This window comes from Rhizobacter sp. Root1238, assembly GCF_001425825.1.
Classification (GTDB): domain Bacteria; phylum Pseudomonadota; class Gammaproteobacteria; order Burkholderiales; family Burkholderiaceae_C; genus Rhizobacter.
The window spans coordinates 389,367-411,170 of record NZ_LMDM01000001.1 but is presented as its reverse complement, the minus strand read 5'-3'; the positions used below and the strand labels follow the sequence as shown (position 1 = coordinate 411,170).

Annotated in this window: 22 protein-coding genes; 12 read left to right on the top strand and 10 right to left on the bottom strand. The window is 66.7% G+C overall.

Annotated features, from left to right (window positions below; all coding sequences use genetic code 11):
- Nucleotide 1: 1 nt before the first annotated feature.
- The 5 genes from ASC98_RS01930 to ASC98_RS01910 all read left to right on the top strand — a co-directional run bounded on the left by ASC98_RS01930 (nt 2) and on the right by ASC98_RS01910 (nt 4,952).
- Entirely contained in the window at nt 2-1,111 is a 1,110-nt protein-coding gene (locus ASC98_RS01930) for an ABC transporter ATP-binding protein (RefSeq protein WP_056803675.1), read from the top strand.
- Entirely contained in the window at nt 1,108-1,998 is an 891-nt protein-coding gene (locus ASC98_RS01925; protein WP_056803672.1) for a carbohydrate ABC transporter permease, read from the top strand. Before ASC98_RS01930 ends, ASC98_RS01925 begins: the two co-directional genes overlap by 4 nt.
- Nucleotides 1,991-2,803 (top strand): carbohydrate ABC transporter permease, encoded by an 813-nt coding sequence (locus ASC98_RS01920; protein ID WP_056803669.1) that lies wholly within the window; start codon nt 1,991-1,993, stop codon nt 2,801-2,803. The genes ASC98_RS01925 and ASC98_RS01920 overlap by 8 nt, the downstream gene beginning before the upstream one ends.
- A complete protein-coding gene (locus ASC98_RS01915) occupies nt 2,803-3,111 on the top strand; it encodes a DUF2160 domain-containing protein (RefSeq protein WP_056803667.1) in 309 nt (102 codons plus the stop codon). The genes ASC98_RS01920 and ASC98_RS01915 overlap by 1 nt, the downstream gene beginning before the upstream one ends.
- Nucleotides 3,112-3,218: 107 nt before the next feature.
- Nucleotides 3,219-4,952, top strand: a complete 1,734-nt coding sequence (locus ASC98_RS01910) for an ABC transporter substrate-binding protein (protein WP_056803664.1) — start codon at nt 3,219-3,221, stop codon at nt 4,950-4,952.
- Nucleotides 4,953-5,073: 121 nt separating this feature from the next.
- On the opposite strand, the gene ASC98_RS01905 is transcribed toward ASC98_RS01910, so the two are convergent.
- On the bottom strand, nt 5,074-6,054 hold the full coding sequence (locus ASC98_RS01905; protein ID WP_056803661.1) for an MBL fold metallo-hydrolase: 981 nt from the start codon (nt 6,052-6,054) through the stop codon (nt 5,074-5,076).
- 88 nt (nt 6,055-6,142) lie between these two features.
- Here ASC98_RS01905 and ASC98_RS01900 point away from each other — a divergent pair, with 88 nt between their 5' ends.
- Nucleotides 6,143-7,093 (top strand): LysR family transcriptional regulator, encoded by a 951-nt coding sequence (locus ASC98_RS01900; protein ID WP_056803659.1) that lies wholly within the window; start codon nt 6,143-6,145, stop codon nt 7,091-7,093.
- Between the two features lie 293 nt (nt 7,094-7,386).
- On the opposite strand, the gene ASC98_RS01895 is transcribed toward ASC98_RS01900, so the two are convergent.
- Complete coding sequence (locus ASC98_RS01895) at nt 7,387-7,761, bottom strand: hypothetical protein (protein WP_157597849.1); 375 nt, start codon at nt 7,759-7,761, stop codon at nt 7,387-7,389.
- Between the two features lie 237 nt (nt 7,762-7,998).
- A complete protein-coding gene (locus ASC98_RS32230; RefSeq protein ID WP_157597887.1) occupies nt 7,999-8,169 on the bottom strand; it encodes a pentapeptide repeat-containing protein in 171 nt (56 codons plus the stop codon).
- Between the two features lie 50 nt (nt 8,170-8,219).
- Between ASC98_RS32230 and ASC98_RS30000 the strand changes: the two genes are divergently transcribed.
- Both ASC98_RS30000 and ASC98_RS01885 read left to right on the top strand, forming a co-directional pair.
- On the top strand, nt 8,220-8,597 hold the full coding sequence (locus ASC98_RS30000; RefSeq protein ID WP_157597848.1) for a hypothetical protein: 378 nt from the start codon (nt 8,220-8,222) through the stop codon (nt 8,595-8,597).
- Between the two features lie 376 nt (nt 8,598-8,973).
- Complete coding sequence (locus tag ASC98_RS01885; RefSeq protein WP_056803650.1) at nt 8,974-9,225, top strand: GlsB/YeaQ/YmgE family stress response membrane protein; 252 nt, start codon at nt 8,974-8,976, stop codon at nt 9,223-9,225.
- 293 nt (nt 9,226-9,518) lie between these two features.
- Here the strand turns inward: ASC98_RS01885 and ASC98_RS01880 are convergent, their stop codons facing one another.
- Nucleotides 9,519-12,758, bottom strand: coding sequence for a glycoside hydrolase family 3 N-terminal domain-containing protein (locus tag ASC98_RS01880; RefSeq protein ID WP_056803647.1), 3,240 nt, complete (start codon nt 12,756-12,758; stop codon nt 9,519-9,521).
- Between the two features lie 323 nt (nt 12,759-13,081).
- Complete coding sequence (locus ASC98_RS01875; RefSeq protein ID WP_056803644.1) at nt 13,082-13,924, bottom strand: 23S rRNA (adenine(2030)-N(6))-methyltransferase RlmJ; 843 nt, start codon at nt 13,922-13,924, stop codon at nt 13,082-13,084.
- Nucleotides 13,925-14,091: 167 nt separating this feature from the next.
- On the opposite strand from ASC98_RS01875, the gene ASC98_RS01870 reads away from it, so the two are divergent.
- Both ASC98_RS01870 and ASC98_RS01865 read left to right on the top strand, forming a co-directional pair.
- Nucleotides 14,092-15,099, top strand: a complete 1,008-nt coding sequence (locus ASC98_RS01870) for a zinc-binding alcohol dehydrogenase family protein (RefSeq protein WP_056803643.1) — start codon at nt 14,092-14,094, stop codon at nt 15,097-15,099.
- Nucleotides 15,100-15,135: 36 nt separating this feature from the next.
- Nucleotides 15,136-16,188: an AbrB family transcriptional regulator gene (locus tag ASC98_RS01865; protein WP_056803639.1), complete on the top strand. Its 1,053-nt coding sequence runs from the start codon at nt 15,136-15,138 to the stop codon at nt 16,186-16,188.
- A 12-nt stretch (nt 16,189-16,200) separates the two neighbouring features.
- Here ASC98_RS01865 and ASC98_RS01860 read toward each other — a convergent pair whose 3' ends face one another.
- On the bottom strand, nt 16,201-16,770 hold the full coding sequence (locus ASC98_RS01860) for an MOSC domain-containing protein (RefSeq protein ID WP_056804754.1): 570 nt from the start codon (nt 16,768-16,770) through the stop codon (nt 16,201-16,203).
- A 12-nt stretch (nt 16,771-16,782) separates the two neighbouring features.
- Nucleotides 16,783-17,592 carry a substrate-binding domain-containing protein gene (locus ASC98_RS01855; RefSeq protein ID WP_082541806.1) on the bottom strand — a complete coding sequence of 270 codons (810 nt, stop codon included), beginning with the start codon at nt 17,590-17,592 and terminating at the stop codon, nt 16,783-16,785.
- 324 nt (nt 17,593-17,916) lie between these two features.
- Between ASC98_RS01855 and ASC98_RS01850 the strand changes: the two genes are divergently transcribed.
- On the top strand, nt 17,917-19,782 hold the full coding sequence (locus ASC98_RS01850) for a phosphoenolpyruvate carboxykinase (GTP) (RefSeq protein ID WP_056803634.1): 1,866 nt from the start codon (nt 17,917-17,919) through the stop codon (nt 19,780-19,782).
- A 67-nt stretch (nt 19,783-19,849) separates the two neighbouring features.
- On the opposite strand, the gene ASC98_RS01845 is transcribed toward ASC98_RS01850, so the two are convergent.
- From ASC98_RS01845 to ASC98_RS01835, 3 genes are all read right to left on the bottom strand, one after another.
- Nucleotides 19,850-20,086, bottom strand: coding sequence for a hypothetical protein (locus ASC98_RS01845; protein ID WP_056803632.1), 237 nt, complete (start codon nt 20,084-20,086; stop codon nt 19,850-19,852).
- Nucleotides 20,087-20,129: 43 nt separating this feature from the next.
- The gene (locus ASC98_RS01840) at nt 20,130-20,387 is read right to left on the bottom strand and encodes a hypothetical protein (protein ID WP_056803629.1); all 258 of its coding nucleotides are present in this window, start codon (nt 20,385-20,387) and stop codon (nt 20,130-20,132) included.
- A 62-nt stretch (nt 20,388-20,449) separates the two neighbouring features.
- Nucleotides 20,450-20,683 carry a hypothetical protein gene (locus ASC98_RS01835; protein WP_056803627.1) on the bottom strand — a complete coding sequence of 78 codons (234 nt, stop codon included), beginning with the start codon at nt 20,681-20,683 and terminating at the stop codon, nt 20,450-20,452.
- A gap of 142 nt (nt 20,684-20,825) precedes the next feature.
- Here ASC98_RS01835 and ASC98_RS01830 point away from each other — a divergent pair, with 142 nt between their 5' ends.
- Complete coding sequence (locus tag ASC98_RS01830) at nt 20,826-21,761, top strand: LysR family transcriptional regulator (protein WP_056803624.1); 936 nt, start codon at nt 20,826-20,828, stop codon at nt 21,759-21,761.
- Nucleotides 21,762-21,804: the final 43 nt, after the last annotated feature.

The window sequence follows — 21,804 nt, the reverse complement described above, 5'->3', positions numbered from 1 at the left end:
GATGGCACGCATTGACCTTGACCTCGCGCACGCCTACAAGCCGAACCCGCAGCGCGACGAGGACTACGCGCTGCTGCCGCTGAAGATGACCTTCGACGACGGCGGCGCCTATGCGCTGCTCGGCCCGTCGGGCTGCGGCAAGACGACGCTGCTGAACATCATCTCGGGCCTGGTGACGCCGTCGCAGGGCACCGTGAAGTTCGGCGGGCAGGACGTCACCGGGCAGTCACCGCAGCAGCGCAACATCGCGCAGGTGTTCCAGTTCCCCGTCATCTACGACACGATGACCGTCGCCGAGAACCTTGCGTTCCCGTTGCGCAACCGTGGTGTCGCACCGGACCGCATCCGCCAGCGCGTCGGCCAGATTGCCGAGATGCTGGAGATGAGCGGCCAGCTCAATGTGCGCGCGGCCGGCCTCACCGCCGATGCCAAGCAGAAGATCTCGCTGGGCCGCGGGCTGGTGCGCGAGGACGTGTCGGCGGTGCTGTTCGACGAGCCGCTGACCGTCATCGACCCGCACCTGAAGTGGCAGCTGCGCCGCAAGCTGAAGCAGATCCACCACGAGCTGAAGCTGACGCTGGTGTACGTGACGCACGACCAGGTCGAGGCGCTGACCTTCGCCGACCAGGTGGTCGTGATGACGCGCGGACGCGCGGTGCAGGTGGGCAGCGCGTCGGCGCTGTTCGAGCGGCCGCAGCACCGCTTCGTCGGCCACTTCATCGGCTCGCCGGGCATGAACTTCCTGCCGGTGCGCTGGGCCGGGCAGGGTCTCGACGTGGCCGGCCGCGTGCTGCCGCTGGCGCACAACCCGCTGCATGGCGAGGGCAGCTTCGCGCTCGGCGTGCGGCCGGAGTACGTGACGCTGGCCGCGCCCGAGGCCGCCGGCGCCGTGCCGGCCACCGTGACGCAGGCGCAGGACATCGGCACCTACTGGCTGCTCAGTGCGCGCCTCGGGTCCGGCGACAGTGAGCAGACGATCCGCGCCCGCCTGTCGCCCGACCAGCGCATCCCGCGCGTTGGCGACGCGGTGTGGCTGTCGCTGGTCGGCTCGCACACCTGCTATTACCGCGACGATGTCTTGATCGATTCTTCCGTGGAGGTGGCGGCATGAAGCCGGTCAACCAGAAAGCCTGGCTGCTGATCCTGCCGGTGGTGCTGTGCGTGGCCTTCTCGGCGGTGCTGCCGCTGATGACGGTCGTCAACTACTCGGTGCAGGACATCATCTCGCCCGAGCGGCGCGTGTTCGTCGGCACTGAGTGGTTCAAGTCGGTGATGCGCGACGAAGACCTGCAGGGCGCGTTGCTGCGCCAGATCTGCTTTTCGCTCGCGGTGCTGCTGGTCGAGATTCCGCTGGGCATCGGCCTCGCACTGTCGATGCCGGCCAAGGGCGCGCGCTCGTCCGCGGTGCTGGTGCTGGTGGCGATCTCGCTGCTGATCCCGTGGAACGTGGTCGGCACCATCTGGCAGATCTACGGCCGCACCGACATCGGGCTGATGGGCGCCGCGTTCGCGAAGCTCGGCATCGACTACAGCTACACCGGCAACGCGACCGATGCGTGGCTGACCGTGCTGCTGATGGACGTGTGGCACTGGACGCCGCTGGTGGCACTGCTGTGCTTCGCCGGGCTGCGCGCGATCCCCGACGCCTACTACCAGGCCGCGCGCATCGACGGCGCAAGCAAGTTCGCGGTGTTCCGCTTCATCCAGCTGCCCAAGCTGCGCGGCGTGCTGATGATCGCGGTGCTGCTGCGCTTCATGGACAGCTTCATGATCTACACCGAACCGTTCGTGCTGACCGGCGGCGGGCCGGGCAATGCGACCACCTTCCTGAGCCAGTACCTGACGCAGAAGGCGGTCGGCCAGTTCGACCTGGGCCCGGCCGCGGCCTTCTCGCTGATCTACTTCCTGATCATCCTGTTGCTGTGCTTCATCCTCTACAACTGGATGCAGCGCGTGGGCCAGGACGCCGCAACGACCGAGGGAGCCGCCCATGGATGAACGCCGTTTCAAGAAGCGGGTGGTCTTCCTGCTGCTGTACCTGGTGTTCGCGATCCTGCCGGTGTACTGGATGGTGAACATGTCGTTCAAGACGAACGAGGAGATCCTGTCCTCGTTCAGCCTGTGGCCGCAGCATTTCACGATCGACCACTACGTCACGATCTTCACCGACGAGTCCTGGTACTCGGGCTACATCAACTCGATGATCTACGTGGCCATCAACACGGTGATCTCGCTGCTGGTGGCGCTGCCGGCGGCGTATGCGTTCTCGCGCTACAGCTTCCTCGGCGACAAGCATGTGTTCTTCTGGCTGCTGACCAACCGCATGACGCCGCCGGCGGTGTTCCTGCTGCCGTTCTTCCAGCTGTACACGACGCTCGGGCTGATGGACACGCACATCGCGGTGGCGCTGGCGCACCTGCTGTTCAACGTGCCGCTGGCGGTGTGGATCCTCGAGGGCTTCATGAGCGGCATCCCGCGCGAGATCGACGAGACGGCCTACATCGACGGCTATTCGTTCCCGCGCTTCTTCCTGACGATCTACATCCCGCTGATCAAGGCCGGCGTGGGCGTGGCGGCGTTCTTCTGCTTCATGTTCAGCTGGGTCGAGCTGCTGATGGCGCGCACGCTGACCAGCGTCAACGCGAAGCCGATCGTCGCGGTGATGACGCGCACCGTCAGCGCGTCGGGCATGGACTGGGGCGTGCTGGCAGCGGCCGGCGTGCTGACCATCGTGCCGGGCGCGATCGTGATCTGGTTCGTGCGGCATTACATCGCCAAGGGCTTCGCGATGGGGAGAGTGTGATGTTCGAGTGGATGGCATGGACGACACCGGTGGCGGTGTTCTTCGTCTGCATCGTGCTGATGCTGGCCGGCATGACGGTGTGGGAGCTGAAGTCGCCCACCACGCTGCGCCGCGGCTTCCTGCCGATGGCGACGACGCGCGGCGACCGGCTCTTCATCGGGCTGCTGAGCGCGGCTTACGTGAACCTGGCCTTCGTCGCGCTGAGCGAGAAGATGGTCGGCTGGTTCGGGCTGGCGGAGGAACCGTCGATCTGGATCAGCTTCGGCGTCTCGATGGCCTTGCTGGCGCTCGTGATGCGCAAGGGCTGATGAGTCGACGCAAAAGCTGAAGCTCCCTTTCTGTTTGAAAACGCCGCCGGTGATTCTTCCCAGCCGGCGTGCCGAGTGAACCCCGGGAAGTACCAGAGGAGACAGACATGAAGTTGCGCTTGAACGCCGTGGCGTTTGCCGCCGTTGCGCTGGCACTGGGCCACAGCGCCTGGGCCGGCGAGGCCGAGGCGAAGAAATGGATCGATGCCGAGTTCCAGCCGTCGACGCTGAACAAGGACCAGCAGATGGCCGAGATGAAGTGGTTCATCGAGGCTGCGAAGAAGCTGCAGGCCAAGGGCGTGAAGGAGATCTCGGTGGTGTCGGAGACGATCACGACGCACGAGTACGAATCGAAGACGCTGGCCAAGGCCTTCGAGGAGATCACCGGCATCAAGGTGAAGCACGACCTGATCCAGGAAGGCGACGTGGTCGAGAAGCTGCAGACCTCGATGCAGTCGGGCAAGTCGATCTATGACGGCTGGATTTCCGATTCGGACCTGATCGGCACGCACTACCGCTACGGCAAGATCATGAACCTGACCGACTACATGTCGGGCAAGGGCAAGGAGTGGACGAACCCGGGCCTGGACATCAAGGACTTCATTGGCACGAGCTTCACGACCGCGCCGGACAAGAAGCTGTACCAGCTGCCCGACCAGCAGTTCGCGAACCTGTACTGGTTCCGCGCCGACCTGTTCGCACGCCAGGACCTGAAGGACAAGTTCAAGGCCAAGTACGGCTACGACCTGGGCGTGCCGCTCAACTGGAGCGCGTACGAGGACATCGCCGCGTTCTTCAGCGAAGACGTGAAGACGATCGACGGCAAGCCGATCTACGGCCACATGGACTACGGCAAGAAGGATCCGTCGCTGGGCTGGCGCTTCACCGATGCGTGGCTGTCGATGGCCGGCACGGCCGACATCGGCATCCCGAACGGCATGCCGGTGGACGAGTGGGGCATCCGCGCGTCGGCCGACGGTTGCACGCCGCAGGGGGCGTCGGTCTCGCGCGGTGGTGCCACCAACTCGCCGGCGGCCGTGTATGCGCTGACGAAGTATGTCGACTGGATGAAGAAGTACGCCCCGAAGGAAGCCACCGGCATGACCTTCGGCGAAGCCGGCCCGGTGCCGGCGCAGGGCCAGATTGCGCAGCAGATCTTCTGGTACACCGCGTTCACCGCCGACATGACCAAGCCGGGCCTGCCGGTGGTGAATGCCGACGGCACGCCGAAGTGGCGCATGGCGCCCGGCCCGAACGGCCCGTACTGGAAGCAGGGCATGCAGAACGGCTACCAGGACGTGGGCTCGTGGACCTTCTTCGAGGCGCATGACGCGAACCGCACGGCGGCGGCGTGGCTGTATGCGCAGTTCGTGACGGCGAAGACGACCTCGCTGAAGAAGACGATCACCGGCCTGACGCCGATCCGCGAGAGCGACATCCAGTCGAAGGCGATGACGGACCTGGCGCCGAAGCTGGGCGGCCTGGTGGAGTTCTACCGCAGCCCGGCGCGTGTGGCATGGACGCCGACCGGCACCAACGTGCCCGACTACCCGAAGCTGGCGCAGCTGTGGTGGAAGAACGTGGCGGTGGCGGTGACTGGCGAGAAGACGCCGCAGGCCGCGATGGACAACCTGGCCGAGGAGATGGACCAGGTGATGTCGCGGCTGGAGCGCGCCGGGATGGCACGCTGCGCACCGAAGCTGAACCCGAAGGGCGACCCGAACAAGTGGCTGAGCGACAAGGGCGCGCCGTGGAAGAAGCTGGCGAACGAGAAGCCGAAGGGCGAGACGATCGCTTATGACACGCTGCTGAATGCGTGGAAGGCTGGCAAGGTTCGCTGACCTGCATTGGAGGCACGGGAATTCTTCCGTGCCTCCGGCGAGCGTGCTGCGAGTTCAAGGCGCGTTTGGTTGCTTTCGACCCTGAGCCGCCATCCGCTGCCCTGAACCGCTGGGCCACGGTTCACTTCGCCTCGTAGTGGTCGTTCACGTAGGTCATGGGGATCCACCGGTAGCCTGTGCCATCGCGACGCAGATGGCCGACGCCGGGGAATGAGATGTGGTCGGCCGCGACCCAGTACCGGCCCTTGACCGCGTCGGCGAACGCCTTCTTGCGCGTTGCTGCGGCGGCCTTGGGATCGACGTCGAAGACGATCATCACGCCCGGGTCGGGCATCTGGACTTCCGCCACGTGAACCAGGTCGCCCCAGAACACCAGCTTCTCGCCCTTGCTCTCGAGCGCGTAGAACGTGTGGCCCGGTGTGTGGCCCGGAGCGGGGATGGAACGGATGCCGGGGAACAGCTCGGTCGCGCCGGAGAACGTCTTCACCTTTCCGGCATCGACATAGGGTTGCACCTTGGATGAAGCCTCGTCGAAGTACTTCTTCGCCGCATCCGGCGCCCGGGCGCGATTCTCGGGATTCAGCCAGTACGCGACCTCCTTCTGCTCGATGTGGACCGTGGCGTTGGGAAACACGATGCGCTTGCCATCCATCAGGCCACCGGTGTGGTCGGTGTGGATGTGCGTGATCAGGATGTCGGTGATCCGCTCCGGGGTGGCGCCCACCGCCTTGAGACTGGCCTCGAGCTTGTTCAACGTCGGACCGTAAAGCTCGCCGGTGCCGGCGTCCATCAGGATCAGGCGGTCGCCCGCCCGGATCAGGTAGGCGTTGACCGAGGCATCGACCTCGGTCGTCTGATACGTGTCCGCCAGGCGCGACACCACCTCGCCGGGCTGGGCGTTGGTCAGCAGCTTCAGCGTCGGAATCGGCAGCGTGCCGTCGGAGAGCGCCGCGACCTCGAAGTCGCCGAGCTTGAAGTGGTGATAGCCGGCTTGATAGCGGCTTGCCTTGGTCGCGGGCGCCTCGGCCGCGGATGCGACCGGGGCGACCAAGCTGGTGACGACAGCGGCGGCCAGGAAGGCCTCAAGGAATGTGCGTTTCATCGTGGAGGCTCTGTTAAGTGGTGAAAGGCACTATAGTTATCTCCATAAGATTGATAACGATTGAGATCGTGATTTCAAAATCACCGATATGGAAACAATGATCGACAACCTGGTCGAGCTGACGATCTTCGACAAGGTCGCCAGTGCCGGCAGTCTCACTGGGGCCGCGAACGAGCTGGGCCTGTCTCTGGCAGTGGTGAGCAAGCGCTTGGCCAGCCTTGAGGCGCGCATGGGCGTTCGCCTGCTCAACCGGACCACGCGGCGGCAATCAATGACGCAGGAAGGCGAACTCTTCCACCTGCATTGCGTGCGCATCCTTGCGGAGGTGCAGCAGGCCGAGTCGGTGATGCAGCACAGCCGCACCGACATCAACGGACACCTGCGGGTGACGGCGACGCGCATGCTGGGCACGCGCTATCTCGCAGCGCTGGCGGCGCAGTTCCAAGCCATGCATCCGGCGTTGCGAATCGAGCTCGTCTTGAGCGACGACGTCGTGGATCTCGTGGAGCAGGGCATTGATCTGGCGCTGCGCTTCGGAGTGCTCGACGACTCGACGATGACGGCACGCCACATCGCCGACAGTGAGCTCGTCCTGTGCGCCGCACCGGACTACTTGCGGCGCTTCGGTTCTCCCGACACGCCCGCTGCGCTCTCAGCGCACAACTGCATCCTCTACGGCAAGCGAAGCACGCGGCACTGGCTCTTCCAGCACGAAGGCAGACCGGTCTCGGCCGAGGTGAACGCGACCTTCCTGTGCAATGACGGCAACGCGGCCAAAGCGCTCGCGCTCGCCGGCGGCGGGATCTTTCTGAAGTCGATATGGGATGTGGGCTCGGAACTGAGGGAGGGAACGTTGGTGCGCGTGCTGGGGCGATACAGCATCCCCAGCGCACCGCTGCATGTCGTGTACCCGCATGCATTGCATCTGGCCCCGCGAGTGCGCCACTTTGCCGACTACGCTCTCAAAAGCCTCCGCGGCGAATGGGAGCTGCTCACCGACATGGCCTCCGCGGGGGATCGCTCTCGGCATGAGGTTTGATGCTGAGAGGACTCTTGCCTGCTCACGAACCGTTTGCCGCCAACCACCCCACTACGAACATCGGCCCGGCGCTCAGGCGACGCGCAAAAATTGAGAGGTCGACGCTTGCCTTCATGGCTGCGCATGCTGGCTGGGCGCACGTTCATGGTCTCGCCAGACGACCCTGAGCGGATCTTCAGGGCGTCCATTTCGTCACCCGCAACCGGGCGCTCGAGTTGGATGTTGGCGACTTCCGACCAGAAGGAACGTGCTTGACGTCGACTCGGCTCGAACCACAGCTCCGCGAGGTTTGATCAGTGGCCAGACTTCCCATAGTAGGCAAGCCATGCACGGAGCTCTTTCTCCAGAGTCTCCAGGGTGACGTTGTAGGCATTCGGAATGAAATCCTCGATTCCGACGACGACCTTTGCGAACGAGCGTGCCTTGCTTTCCTTGGTGTAGGTCGGGTGGTACTCAATGGCGATGACAGATCCTGCAGTGCCCAATGACGCGCGCCGGAAGGACTTGACGTCTTGCCACTTCGTCTTTCGCCGGACACGGCCCGACTTCAATTCAAACCCTTCACTGTCCAGGCGCAAGTATGTGAGGCCTGGCGTCATCATTCTGCAGGCCAGCACGAAAAAGGCCCCACCGAAAAGAACGAACATCCAGCCAAGGAGTGGGTGCATGAGAAACTTCCAGCCGAACCAGAAAAGAAGACACGCTCCGATCAAAAAACTGATCGCCAATCCGCGGCTCGGATGGAAAGTACGCGTGGGTTGCACAGAAGATGCTCGAACACTCATCGTAGCGATCACTTTAGTCGGAACCCTTGACTCGTCCCGCACCAGTCACTCGTGACCGTCAGGAAGTGGCCGAACTGAGGCCTTGGGTTTCAGCCCTATGCGAACTTGCGCGGCACCCCACTACCACTCCCAGGATGGCAGCTCGTCATCATCGCCCAGTTCGCAGCCGTAGAACGTCGCGCCCTTGACTTTGACTCCCTCTCGCACGGCACCCGTTGCCTTGATGGACTCTATCGCGGCGAGCTCGAACGTCGCGCCCGTGAGGTCTGCATTGGAGAAGTCGGCACACAGTCCTTCGAGGAGTCGAGGTGCTCAGCGGTTGACTTCCGCGAACGCCTGAGGTGGTCCGCTGGAACGAATGGTTAGACGCGCACATACGCCAGTGCAGCCTTGCTCAACAAGGGCCGAAGAATCTTGTTGAGCCGTACTTGGTGAAGGTGCTCGAGAAAGCAAGTGTCTGCTGCGTTCTCTCGATCTGCGCCGGAAGCTACGGCCTCACTGAGGTGGTCGGCAAGGAGCTGCCATTGCTTCTGCGTAGGGTGCGCGACTGCCACGAAGGGAAGGAAGCTCATGTAAACGCTATGAAGGCTCGAAGAGCGAAACTCTTCATCCTCGTTCTCCTCTTCCCAGACGGCCCGAAATTCCGGGAAGATCTTGACCAGCTCAGCGAGCAGGTCGTCTTGGTGATTGGTACTCATGCCGTTCAACGTTTGATTTGAGCGGCGCCATCAGGCGTCGGCTTGAAGCAATGTCACGGAGGTCGATCCTGCTCTTCGCCAGGTCAACCCTTTAGCCAATCCATGATGGCCACAGCCTACCCGAAAGTCGACCTTCGCCAGCGTCCGTTCCTGGCCGAGGCTGACGCGACCCTAGAGACGTCCTCGGTCCTGATCTCACCACCTCGAAGCTGCCGCTCAGGCACCGGTTGCGGGCCTCGCATCAGACGCCACACATCGGCAGGCCCGGCGCCGTAGCCAAGTTTCGGCTGCCGAGCGAAGCGCGGCAGCCATCAACACACGCCCGTCCGTTCGCGTGCTTGTGGCATGCTCGGTCTGGCAGGATCTTCAACATCCATCACACGAGAGAGCCAACACCATGGGCATCATCAGCACCATCCTCGTCGGGTTGATCGTCGGCGCGATCGCGCGCTTTCTGCTGCCAGGCGAGCAGAAAATGGGCTGGATCCTGACCTGCCTGCTAGGCATCGCCGGCTCGATGATCGCGGGCTTCGTCGGCCAGGCGATAGGCTGGTATTCGGTCGGGCAACCGGCCGGATGGATCGCCTCGGTCATCGGCGCCATCGTGCTGCTGTTCGTCGTCAGCAAGCTCAAGGCCCGCAGCAGCTGACCGCGTTCGCGGTTCAGCCACACCTGCGCGACCGGCGAGGCAACGCGCCGCCTGTCCGGGCACGACCGCCGGCTTGGCAGGCGTGACGCGGCCCATGCAGTGGTCGTGGGCGCCGCTCGCACCTCCTGAGAACAACCCACGCCCGTTCGCCCTGAGCGGCTGGGGCACGGCGCCTTTGTCGCAAGACAAACGCAGAACAGGAACAAAAAAACGGGGCGCAACTCGCGTTGCGCCCCTCAAGGGTCACGCGCTGACCGCCAGGCCCGCGCGACCGCCGCAATCGAGAACCTCGCTCAGAGGTTCTTCACGATCCGCAGGTTGCGGATCTGGAAATGGATGGTTCCCTTCTGGTCGTCCCACGCCGGCAGCATCTCCAGCGGCGACGTCAGCTTCGACGCGTCGAACCCGTTCGCCGTGTAGTCCGGCGAGCTGAACGGGATCTTCACCGTCTGCCAGGTGTTCAGCGCCGGGTGGCCGACCTCGTCCTTCAGGTCGCCGGTGCGGCAGGTGTCGCTCTTGCGATCGCACACCATCTTGGTCCAGAAGTCCTGCGTGCTGTTGCCGTAGTCGAGCACCCGGATCTCGAACTGCACGCCGCCGGTCGCCGCGATCGCCGACGCATCGATCAACGTGTTGTCCGGCACCGACAGGTAGATGCCGCCATTGCCGCCACCATCGGTCACGCCGTTGAACGCCACATCGATGACCTTGTCGGCGCCATCGACCACGTCGTTCGTCAGCGTCACGCTGCCCGTGCCACCGGTCGACCACGCACCCGGCGCCGCCAGCGCCGCCGCATCGCTGATGCCGTTGACGTACAGGTCCTTGTCGGCCGTCACCGCGATCACGTTCACCGCCGGCCCGCCAGCACACGGCACGTTGCCGGTGTTCTTCGGATCCCAGCGGATGTTCGCCACCGACACCTCGAACTGCCCCCCGCTGCTGTACAGCAGGAACGGCGTGTTCACCGCGGTGAAGTCGGTGCCCTGGTCGGCAAAGCAGTGCAGCGGCACCGCCAGCTCCGTCCAGGTGTTGGCCGGCAGCGCGCCGAAGGTGTTGGTCGCATCGATCTCGCCCATGCACGGGTAGCCGCAGTCCACCCGCATCTTGACCGCCGCGGTCGGCGCCACGGCGACGCGCGCATCGAACACCAGCGAGCCTTGCGAGTTCAGGTACGACTGCAGGTCCTGCTTGTCGGCGTCGTTGGTGCTCTGCATGTAGAGCTGGCCGGCGGCGCCGTTCCACTTCGCCTTGATCGCCGCCCACTGCTTGCCGTCCTTGTCGTCGACCGGCACCGCGGTGATCTCGCCCTGCGGCGTCGACGTGCTCGTCGCGGTCGACAAGCCCACCAGCACCGCCCAGCTCGACGGCGCGCCGATGCGCATCGAGAAGCCGCTCTGGTTCGCGCCGTCGAACACCGCCAACGTCTGGTCGGTGGTGCCGCCGCCACCGGCCGGCACGCCGCAACCCTGCGCCACGGTGGTCTCGTCGTACGCGCCCTGATCGGTGCCGGGTGCGGCGTAGGTCAGGCCGTAGCCGAACGCATACAGCGGGTCGTAGCCGGCATCGCCCTTGTTCAACGCGACCTGGCAGGCCGCCTTCGGCCACGAGTACGAGAGCTTGCCGCTGAAGTCGGCATTGACGCTGCCGTCGTCCTTCTTGAACAGAACGTCGGCCAGGCCGTCGCCCTCGGTGCCCGGCAGCCACGCGGCGACGAACGCATCCGAGCGGTTGATCTCGCGGCTCGCGTACAGCGGGCGGCCCGAGTACAGCACGGTGACGATCTTCTTGACGCCCTTGGCCTTCAGCGCGTCGATCAGCGCGACATCTTCCGGATGCAGCTTCGCGTGCTCCAGCGTCTTGTTCTTGCCGATGTCGCCGACGCCTTCTGCATACGGCGTCTCGCCGATCACGACGATGGCCGCGTCGTAGTCCGCGCTGCCCAGCGCGCCGGTGGCGCTGGTGTCGATCACCGCGTTCGGTGCGATCTTCTGGATCGCCGCCCACAGCGTGGTGCCGCCGCCGAAATCGGCATTCACGTTGTCGGTGCCCTGCCAGGTCAGCGACCAGCCGCCGCTCTGGTTCGACAGGCTGTCGGCGCTCTTGCCGGCCACCAGCACCTTGGCGCTGCGTGCCAACGGCAGCGTGGCACCGTTGTTCTTCAACAGCACCAGCGATTTGCGCACCGCCTCGCGGGCAACCGCGCGGTTCTCGGCGGTGCCGACCTCGCTGCTCGCATTGCGCGCCGACGGCTTCGGCTTGTTGAACAACCCGGCGCGCAGCTTGACGCGCAGGATGCGGCGCACCGCGTCGTCGATGCGCGCCTGCGGGATCTCGCCGCTCTGCACGCTGGCGATCGTGTTGGCGATGAAGGCCTTCCAGTCGTCGACGTACGGCACCATCACCATGTCGATGCCGGCGTTGATGGCCTGCGGGCAATTCGCGTTGGTGCACGCGATCGTCGAATCGCTGTTGGTCGTGTTGACCTGGCCGAGGCCGTTCCAGTCCGAGACGACGAAGCCGTCGAATCCCATCTTGGTCTTCAGCACGTCGGTCAGCAAATACTTGTGGCCGTGCATCTTGTCGGCGCGCGCGGTGTCGCCCTTCGATGCGTCCTTCCAGCTGCTGAACGACGCCATCACTGATTGGGCACCCGCCTGCAGCGCGGTGTAGTAGCCGCGGCCGTGGATGTTGATCAGGTCGGCCTCGGTGACCGCGGTGACGCCCTGGTCCTTGCCGTCGGTGGTGCCGCCGTCGCCCAGGAAGTGCTTCGCGGTCGCGACCACCTTCTCGCTGGCCTTCGCGTCCTTCGCGAGCGCGCCCTGCAGGCCCTTGATGACCTCGCCGCCGTACGACTGCACGACCAGCGGGTCTTCCGAATAGCCTTCGTAGGTGCGGCCCCAGCGGTCGTCGCGGACGACGGCGAGCGTCGGGCCGAAGGCCCAGTCGATGCCGGTGTGCGCCACTTCGCGCGCGGTGACCTCGCCGATGCGGCGCAGCAGTTCCGGGTCGCGCGTCGCGCCCAGGCCGATGTTGTGCGGGAACAGCGTCGCGCCCTTCACGTTGTTGTGGCCGTGCACCGCGTCCGTGCCCCAGATCAGCGGGATCGGGTTCGGGTTGGCCGGGTCCATCGACGCGGCCCACAGCGTGTCGGCCAGCGCCAGCCAGTCGCCCACCGCCGCATCCTTGTGCTGGCCGGGGAACGAGCCGCCACCGTTCAGCACCGAGCCGAGGTGGTAGGTCTTGATGTCGTCCGGCGTCACGCCCTGGATCTCGACCTGCGTCATCTGGCCGACCTTCTCGGCCAGGCTCATCTTGGCCAGCAGCGCGTCGACCTGCGACTCGATGCCGGCATCGCGGGCCACCGCGCTCTTGATCGCGGGCCAGTCCTGCAGCGGTGTGGTCGGGATGTCGGTGCTCACGGGAGGCGAGGGCGGTGGCGGGCTGTCGGAATCGCCGCCGCCGCAGGCGCCCAGCGTGAGCGCGACGGCCCAGGCGAGCCCGTGCAGGGCAGCGCGGGAAGAACGAATCATGGCTTTGTCTCCTCTTGTGGGTATGTCGACCGCATCGGCGGACCGTGCGAACGCGGCGCGAGCATAGCCACGGCTGAAAGCGCTTGCAAGAAGACGTTTACCAATCGTTAAGGCGATGACAAGCCCGGGACACCCCGTGGAAGACTGTGGAAAACCGCACATGACATCGCGCGACACAAGCTGCAGCGCGCCCTGGCGCGGATTGCGGCGGTGCAGCTACGGCACTGCAGCAAAACGGCGGGCGTCAGGGAATCTACCGAGCGTTTCGTGAAACTCGGCTGAAACCGCTTGCAACCTAACTTACGCGGCTGCGGCCGCGCGGTTCAGGCGGCTTTCTGCTCGAGCAGGTAGTTCGCGTCGTCGTACTGTCCCAGCACGTCGACCAGGTAGGGCAGCACCGCGAGCAGCTCGTCGTGCAGCGTGTACGGCGGGTTCAGGATGAACACGCCGCTGCCGGCCAGGCCGAAGCCCTGCGCATCGGGCACCTGCACCGTCAGGCGCACATGCAGCCAGCCCTTGGGCGCCAGGCCTTCGAGGCGGCGCGGCAGCTGCGCGGCTTCGAGCTTCTGCACCTGCGGGTACCAGACCATGTAGACGCCCTCGGCGAAGCGCAGCAGCGCCTCGCGCAGCGAGGCGATCACGCGGCCGTAGTCGCCGTGGCCTTCGTAGCTCGGGTCCATCAGGATGGCGGCGCGCCGGCTCGACGGCGGCACCTGGCCCTTCAGCCCGTCGAAGCCGTCGGCATTGAAGATCTCGACGTTCTTCGTGGCGCCGAGGAAGGACTCGAGGATGCGGTGGTCGGTGTTGTGCAGCTCGAACAGCCGCAGCTGGTCCTGGGCGCGCAGCAGCATCTGCGCAAAGGCGGGCGAGCCGGGGTACTGGCGCAGCTTGCCGTCGGGGTTGAACTGGCGCACCGCGGCCACGTAGTCGGCCACCGGGCCGGGCAGGTCGTCGCGGGCCCAGAGCCGTGCGATCCCTTGCTCGAACTCGCCCTTCTTGGTCGCGTACTGGCCTTCGAGCGAATAACCGCCGGCGCCGGCATGGGTGTCGACCAGGCGGTACGGCTTGTCCTTCTGGTTCATGTAGCGCAGCACCATGCCGAGCACGGTGTGCTTGAGCACATCGGCATGGTTGCCGGCGTGGAAGGCGTGGCGGTAGGCGAGCATCGGCGGCTTTCTGGAAACGGTTCAGCACCGTATTGTCGTTGCCTCGATCGCCGTCACGGCATCCTTCAAATTTTGTTTGAAGGTGATAGTGAGCGGATATGGATTATCAATTCTCATCGACTTGCCTACAGTGCCCGGACCGCACCACTACCTTCCGGAGCCGCTCGATGAAAGCCGTTGCCTACCGCCGCCCCCTGCCGATCACCGATGCCGAGTCGCTGCTCGACGTGACGCTGCCCGAGCCGGTCGCCGCCGGCCGCGACCTGCTGGTGCGCGTGGAGGCCATCTCGGTGAACCCGGTCGACGTGAAGATCCGCGCCGGCAGCACGCCCGCCGACGGGCAGGCAAAGGTCATCGGCTGGGATGCCGTCGGCACCGTCGAAGCGGTCGGCGAGCAGGTCACGCTGTTCAAGCCGGGCGACCGCGTCTGGTACGCCGGCGACATCACGCGCTCGGGCAGCAATGCCGAGTTGCAACTGGTCGACGAGCGCATCGTCGGCCACGCGCCGACGTCGATCCCGGCCGCCCAGGCCGCCGCGCTGCCGCTGACCGCGATCACCGCCTGGGAGCTGCTGTTCGACCGCCTCGGCACGACGGCCGACACCGAAGGCGCGCTGCTGATCATCGGGGCGGCCGGCGGCGTCGGCTCGATCCTGACGCAGCTCGCGCGCCGGCTGACGAAGCTGACGGTGATCGGCACCGCCTCGCGCCCCGAAACGCAGGCCTGGCTGCACGAACTGGGCGCGCACCATGTGATCGACCACCACCAGCCGCTGTTGCCGCAACTGCAGGCGGCCGGCGTGCCGCAGGTCACCGCGGTCGCGGGGCTGACGCACACACCCACCTATTTCCAGCAGATCGTCGAGGCGCTCGCGCCGCAAGGCAAGCTGGCACTGATCGACGACTTCAAGGAGCCGCTCGACGTGATGCCGATGAAGCGCAAGAGCCTGTCGCTGCACTGGGAGCTGATGTTCACCCGGCCGATGATGCAGACCGCCGACATGCACAAGCAGCACGAGCTGCTCGACGAGGTGGCCCGGCTGATCGACGCCGGCCGGCTGCGCAGCACGCTCGGCGAGCACTTCGGCAGCATCAACGCCGCCAACCTGAAGCGCGCGCATGCGTTCATCGAAAGCGGAAAAGCCCGGGGCAAGGTGGTGCTCGAGGGCTTCTGAAAGCGCGCTGACAGGCCCCGCGGCTAGCATCGCCGGGTGCCTGAATTCCTCGCGCGGCGCCCGGCCCGCCTTGCCCTGACCTTGCTCGCCGGCGCCGCGGCCGCCGGCTTGTGCCTGCTGCTGCGCACCCCGCTGCCGTGGATGATCGGCCCGCTGATCGCGACAGCCATCGGCTGCATGGCCGGTCTGCCGTTCGCGGCCGCCACGCCGCTGCGCAATGCCGGCCAGTGGGCCATCGGCACGGTGCTCGGGCTGTACTTCACGCCGCAGGTGGTCGGCATCGTCGCGAGCCACTGGGCGGTGATCCTCGCCGGCATCGCGTGGGCGCTGCTGCTCGGCGCCGGCTTCGGCGCCTACCTGGCGCGCGCCAACGCCGCCATGGCGCTCGACCGGCCGACGCTGTTCTTCGCGAGTGCCATCGGCGGCGCGTCGGAGATGGCGGTGCTGGCCGAGCGCTTCGGCGGGCGCATGGACCTGGTCGCGAGCGCGCATTCGCTGCGCATCCTGCTGGTCGTGCTGACGATCCCGTTCGGCTTCCAGTTCGCCGGCCTGCACGGGCTCGACCCGACGCTGCCCGGCCCGCAACGCGTCGAGTGGCACGGGCTGCTGCAGTTGATCGCGATGACGGCCGCCGGCGGCGCCTTCCTGCGCTGGCGCGGCGTCTCGAACCCGTGGGTGCTGGGCCCGCTGTTCGTCGCGTTCGGGCTCACCGCCACCGGCGTCGAGCTGTCGGCGCTGCCGAAGTGGATGACCAACCTCGGCCAGCTCTTCATCGGCGTCGCGCTCGGCACGCGCTTCACGCCGGCCTTCCTGCACACCGCGCCGCGCTGGCTGCTCAGCGTGGGCGTCGGCACGCTGGCGATGATCGCGCTGTCGGCCGGCTTTGCGCTCGGCGTCGCGCAGCTCAGCGGGCTGCACCCGGCCACCGTGCTGCTCGGCACCTCGCCCGGCGGCATCGCCGAGATGTGCCTGACGGCCAAGGTGCTGGAGCTGGGCGTGCCGGTGGTGACGGCGTTTCACGTGACGCGGATGGCGGCGGTCGTGCTGCTCGCGTCGCCGATGTTCCGCTGGTCGGCGCCGAAGGGCTGAGCCGCCCGGGCCTCAGCCCTTCTTCATGCGGGCGCGGAACAGCTCCGGAATGCCGACCTCGCGCGGCCCCGGCACCAGCTCGAAGGCCTGCCCGGCGCGCAGCGTGCCCGGCGAGCGCACCGACAGGTAGAAGCCGCACCAGGCGCTCGACGCCATCATCTTGACGGCCTGGTTGAAGCCCATCGCCGCATTGAACTTGAAGCACGGGAAGCGCGGCTCGCTGACCGCAAGCTCGCAGTCGGGAAAGCGCAGCACGTCGCCGATCCAGGCCTGGTTTTCCAGCATCCCCGCGAGCGTCAGGTTCTCGCCGATCGAGCCGGGTCGCAGTGGCTCGTCCCAGCCGGCCACCTGGGCCTGCGCGCGCACCGTCTGCCAGAACGGGTAGTGCTCGCTCGGGTAGGCGTAGACCGCCTTGCCCAGGCCACCGTGCACGCTGAGGTCGGCCTGCTCGTCGCCATCGAGCCCCATCGGCTGCGCCGCGACCGGGCCGTCGACCGGCTGCTTGCCGATCGCCGTCAGCACCGGCCGGCCGTTGATCGACCACTCGCTCGCGCGGGCGACGTTGACGCTGACCAGCCGCATCGACACCGGGGCTCAGGTCGCCGAGCGCCAGCCGCGCACGCTCGCCGCGACGCGGCGGCCTTGCGGGCCGGAGATCCACTGCGTGAACAACTTGGCCGCCGGGTGGTTGACGCGGAACGCGCGCATCACGTGCACCTCGGTCGCCAGCAGCGGGTCGCCTTCAACGACGATCGCAAGCGGCTTCGTCGGGTGGCTCAGCCAGACGCCGCGCTCCACCACCGCGTAGGCGTTCTGCGCCGCGGCCTGCGCGATGATCGAACTCTTCGGGTCAGCAGTCATGTACCACGGTGCGGCCGGTGCGACCTTCGACGCGCGCCACAGCGGCAGTTCCGCGAGTGCCGCACCGCTGCCGTTGTTGTTGCCCAGGAATCGCGCCTGCGCATTCGCGATGCCCATCAGCGCAGCGCCGATGTCCTTGCCACCCAGCACGCCGGCCGGGTCCTTGGCCTTCTTGCCCTTGCCCTCGACCGGGCCGATCAGCACGTAGTCGCCGAGCGCGACGCGGTGGCGGTCGTGCGCCAGGCCCTGCTTCTCGAGCTGCATCTCGAGTTCGGGCGCGTTGGTCATCGCCATGTCGATCTCGCCGCGCTCCAGCGCCTGGATCAGCGCGGCGCTCTGGCCACCCGACACCTGCACCGCAACGCCGGTGTCGCGGCCGAATCCCTTCTGGAAAGCCTGGCCGAGGCCGGAGTCGAGCAGCGACTGCTCGACGCCCATCAGCAGCGGGTCCGCCAGCGACTTGCGCTGGGCCGCACGGGCGGTGAACGGGACAGCCAGACTGCTGGCGGCTGCGAGGGAAAGGAGTAGGCGTCGTCGCATCATCCGACGATCTTAAAGCGGCCGCAGAAACGGCCAGGGGCGGCCGGATCGAGTGCCGCACCGCCCGGCCAGCCGCCGCGCAGAACCGCCGAAAAAGTCACGACTGCTTTGCATGTCCGTATTCCCAAATTGCATGGCCCCCCGGGCCCTGGTGGTTACGGCGCGATTACAGTCGAACGACAATGCCTTGCCCGGCGGCGGCACGCCGATTGCCGATCCGGCATGAAACCGCCTGTTCCTGGCGATGGCGATGGCAGACCGCGTTTGCGGCATGGGGCGAGCCCGGAGGTTCGCCCGATCCCGCAACTTTGATGATTGGAGTCCACGATGAACCGACCCGCGATGGAGGGTTTGCGCCTGAATGCGCCCGCCTACGTCAAACACACCCGGCTGATGGAATGGGTGGCCGAGATGGCGGCGCTGACCGAAGCCCGCGACGTGCACTGGTGCGACGGCAGCACCGCCGAATACGACAGGCTCTGTGCCCAGCTCGTCGCCGCCGGCACTTTCAAGAAGCTGAATCCCGAGCTGCGGCCGAACAGCTACCTCGCCTGCAGCAGCCCGAGCGACGTGGCGCGCGTCGAAGACCGTACCTTCATCTGCAGCGCGAAGAAGGAAGACGCCGGCCCGACCAACAACTGGATGGACCCGGCCGAGATGCGGGCGCTGCTGCAGACAGGCGACCGTGCCCTGTTCCGCGGCGCGATGAAGGGCCGCACGATGTACGTCGTGCCGTTCAGCATGGGGCCGCTCGGTTCGCCGATCGCGCACATCGGCGTCGAGCTGTCCGACAGCCCGTACGTCGCGGTCAACATGAAGATCATGACGCGCATGGGCCGGGCCGTGCTCGACGTGCTGGGCACCGATGGCGACTTCGTGCCGTGCATGCACACCGTCGGCGCGCCGCTGGAAGCGGGCCAGAAGGATGTCGCGTGGCCGTGCAACACCACCAAGTACATCGTCCACTACCCCGAGACGCGCGAGATCTGGAGCTACGGTTCCGGCTACGGCGGCAACGCGCTGCTGGGCAAGAAGTGCTTCGCGCTGCGCATCGCCAGCACGATGGGCCGCGACGAAGGCTGGCTGGCCGAGCACATGCTGATCCTCGGCGTCGAAAGCCCCGAAGGCAAGAAACACCACGTGGCGGCGGCCTTCCCGAGCGCCTGCGGCAAGACCAACTTCGCGATGCTGATCCCACCGGGCGGCCTGCCGGGCTGGAAGGTCACGACGATCGGCGACGACATCGCGTGGATCAAGCCGGCCGCCGACGGGCGCCTGTACGCGATCAACCCGGAAGCGGGCTACTTCGGCGTCGCACCCGGCACCAACGAGAAGACCAACTTCAACTGCATGGCCAGCCTGAAGCGCGACGTGATCTTCACGAACGTCGCGCTCACCGACGACGGCGACGTCTGGTGGGAAGGCATGACCGACGTGCCGCCGGCCCAGCTGACCGACTGGCAGGGCCAGCGCTGGACCCCGGCGATCGCGAAGGAGACCGGCGCGAAGGCGGCGCACCCGAATGCGCGCTTCACGGTGCCGGCCACCAACAACCCGGCGCTCGACCCGGCCTGGGACGACCCGGCGGGCGTGCCGATCGACGCGATCATCGTCGGCGGCCGCCGCTCGACGACCGTGCCGCTGGTCACCGAAGCGCGCGACTGGACCGAAGGCGTCTACATGGCCGCCACCATGGGCAGCGAAACCACCGCCGCCGCCGCCGGCCAGCAGGGCGTGGTGCGCCGCGACCCGTTCGCGATGCTGCCGTTCATCGGCTACAACATGAGCGACTACTTCCAGCACTGGCTGTCGCTGGGTGCGAAGCTGCAAGCCAAGGGCGCCACGCTGCCGAAGATCTTCTGCGTGAACTGGTTCCGCAAGGGCGACGACGGCAAGTTCGTCTGGCCCGGCTACGGCGAGAACATGCGCGTGCTGAAGTGGATGCTCGATCGCGTCGAAGGCCGGGCCGCGGGCCGCGAGAACGTGTTCGGCGTCACGCCGAGCTACCAGGACCTGAACTGGACCGGCCTCGATTTCAGCGCGGCGCAGTACGACCAGGTGACCGGCGTCGATGCCGGCGCGTGGCAGGCCGAGCTGGCGCTGCACGACGAGCTGTTCAAGCAGCTCGCCTGGCACCTGCCGGCGGAACTGACCGCGACGAAGGCGCGCATCGAGGCACGGCTGGCCGGCTGACGCGACCCGCGATCACCCATGAAAAAAGGCCCGCGGATGCGGGCCTTCTCGTTGGAGCGTCGAACGCTCAGACCTGGGCGTCGGCCCGGTCGGCAGCCGCGCGCAGGTCGGCGGCGTAGCTCGGTTGGCCGTCGCTGTAGGCGTCGGCCAGCGAGCGCAGGCGGCTCGCGGCTTCGGCCGGGCTTTCGGCGGCCGGGCTCAGCAGGCTGGCGAGCGCGGCGGTGGCGAACGCATAAGCGTCCGAGATGCGCTGGACGAAAGCCGTCGAGGCTTGCGAGTCAGCGAAGAAAGTCGACTGGTTCATGGTGGTCTCTCTGTGTGCCGCCGCCCGTGGCAGCGGCACCGGTTCAGTTGCCGAACAGCTCTTCGTGCCGGTCGGCGGCTGCGAACAGGTCCGCAGCGAAGCCGGGGTCGGTCTTCAGGTACTGGCGAGCCATCGCTCGCACGTCGGCGGCCTCACGGGCGGCCTGGTTCTCTTCGACGTTCACGCGCTCGGCGGGCTTCAGGGCGTTCAGCAGCGTGGCGAAAGCAGCAGCGAACGGCGCGGCCAGGCGCGGGGCGGTACGTTGTTGGGGGACTTGCAGGTCCATCGTCGTCGTGGTCATCGTGTTTCCTTCGGGTTGGGGTCGCTTGTGGCGAATTCGGGGGAGGTCGGTGCGTGCTGGTATCAGCGCTGGCGAACGGAAGCCATGGAGCGCAGCTGGGCTGCGAGTTCAGGCTGCGACGCTTCGTAGCGGCTGGCCAGCGCCAGCAGTTCGGGACGGGCGCGGGTCTGGCCGGCGGCCTCCAACGAGGCCCAGACACGGCGGCCGAGACGGCCCCACAGGTCTTGCGATGCCGAACCGGACGCGGCGGCGCCGGTCGGCACTTGCGGGAGATTCAGGCTGATCACGGGGTTCATGGAGAGGTCCTTTCAAGACTCGCGAAATCGTTTTCGACCTCGCATGCCGCAATCCTAGGGTTTACCCCATGGGTTGACTACTGAAAGCTGTGAATCAGTGATATACACGCCAGTGATATCCCGGTGTCGAGGAGTACGAAACATGAATTTCCGCACACTTGACTTGAACCTGCTGCGCGTGTTTGACGCGGTGATGGCCGAAGGCAACCTGACCCGCGCAGCCGAGCGGCTGGCGCTGACGCAGCCGGCGGTCAGCAACGCCCTCAAGCGCCTGAAAGACTCTGTCGGTGAGGAACTGCTCACTCGCACGTCGTTCGGGGTGAAGCCGACGCCGCGCGCCGAACAGCTGTGGCCGGAAGTCCAGGCCGCTCTGGCGGCGTTGCGCCAGGCCTTCGCGCCGGGCGACTACGACCCCCAGAAGGATGTGGCGAACTTCCGACTCGCGATGGCGGATGCGACCGCGGCGATGCTGATGCCCTCCCTCGTTCAGCAGATCGAACAGGGCCAGGCGCTCGCGAACCTGCGGGTGATCCCGCTGACCACCCGCGACCCGCGGCCGCTGCTGGAACGCGGCGAGGTCGACTTCGCGGTCGGTTACTTCCCGGACGCGGTCGCCAACCTCGTCGCCCAGGGCAGCACCAGCCCGATCCACCATGAGCGCCTGTATGACAGCGAATACGTCTGCGTGATGCGACGCGGCAACCCGCTCGCCGACGGCGAACTGACGCTGGACCGCTTCTGCGAGGCGCACCACCTGCTGGTCAGCTTCTCCGGCCGGCCGCACGGGCTGGTCGACCAGGCGCTGACGCAACTGCACCGCACGCGGCGCATCGTGCTGACGGTCAACCAGTTCTTCACCGCCGGCCGGGTGGTCGCCAGCAGCGACCTGCTGACCGTGCTGCCGCGCACCTTCATCGCCGCCACCGGCTACCAGGACCGGCTGGTGCAGCGCCCGATCCCGCTGCAGCTGGCGGGCATCCACGTCGAGGCGCTGTGGCACATGCGGCACGACCGGGCCAGCGCGCACCAGTGGCTGCGCGCGCGGCTGGTGGAGGCGGCGCAGTCGGCCACCGACTGATCGGCGGACCGGACCCCGGGGCTTGACGGCCCGTGCAAGTCCC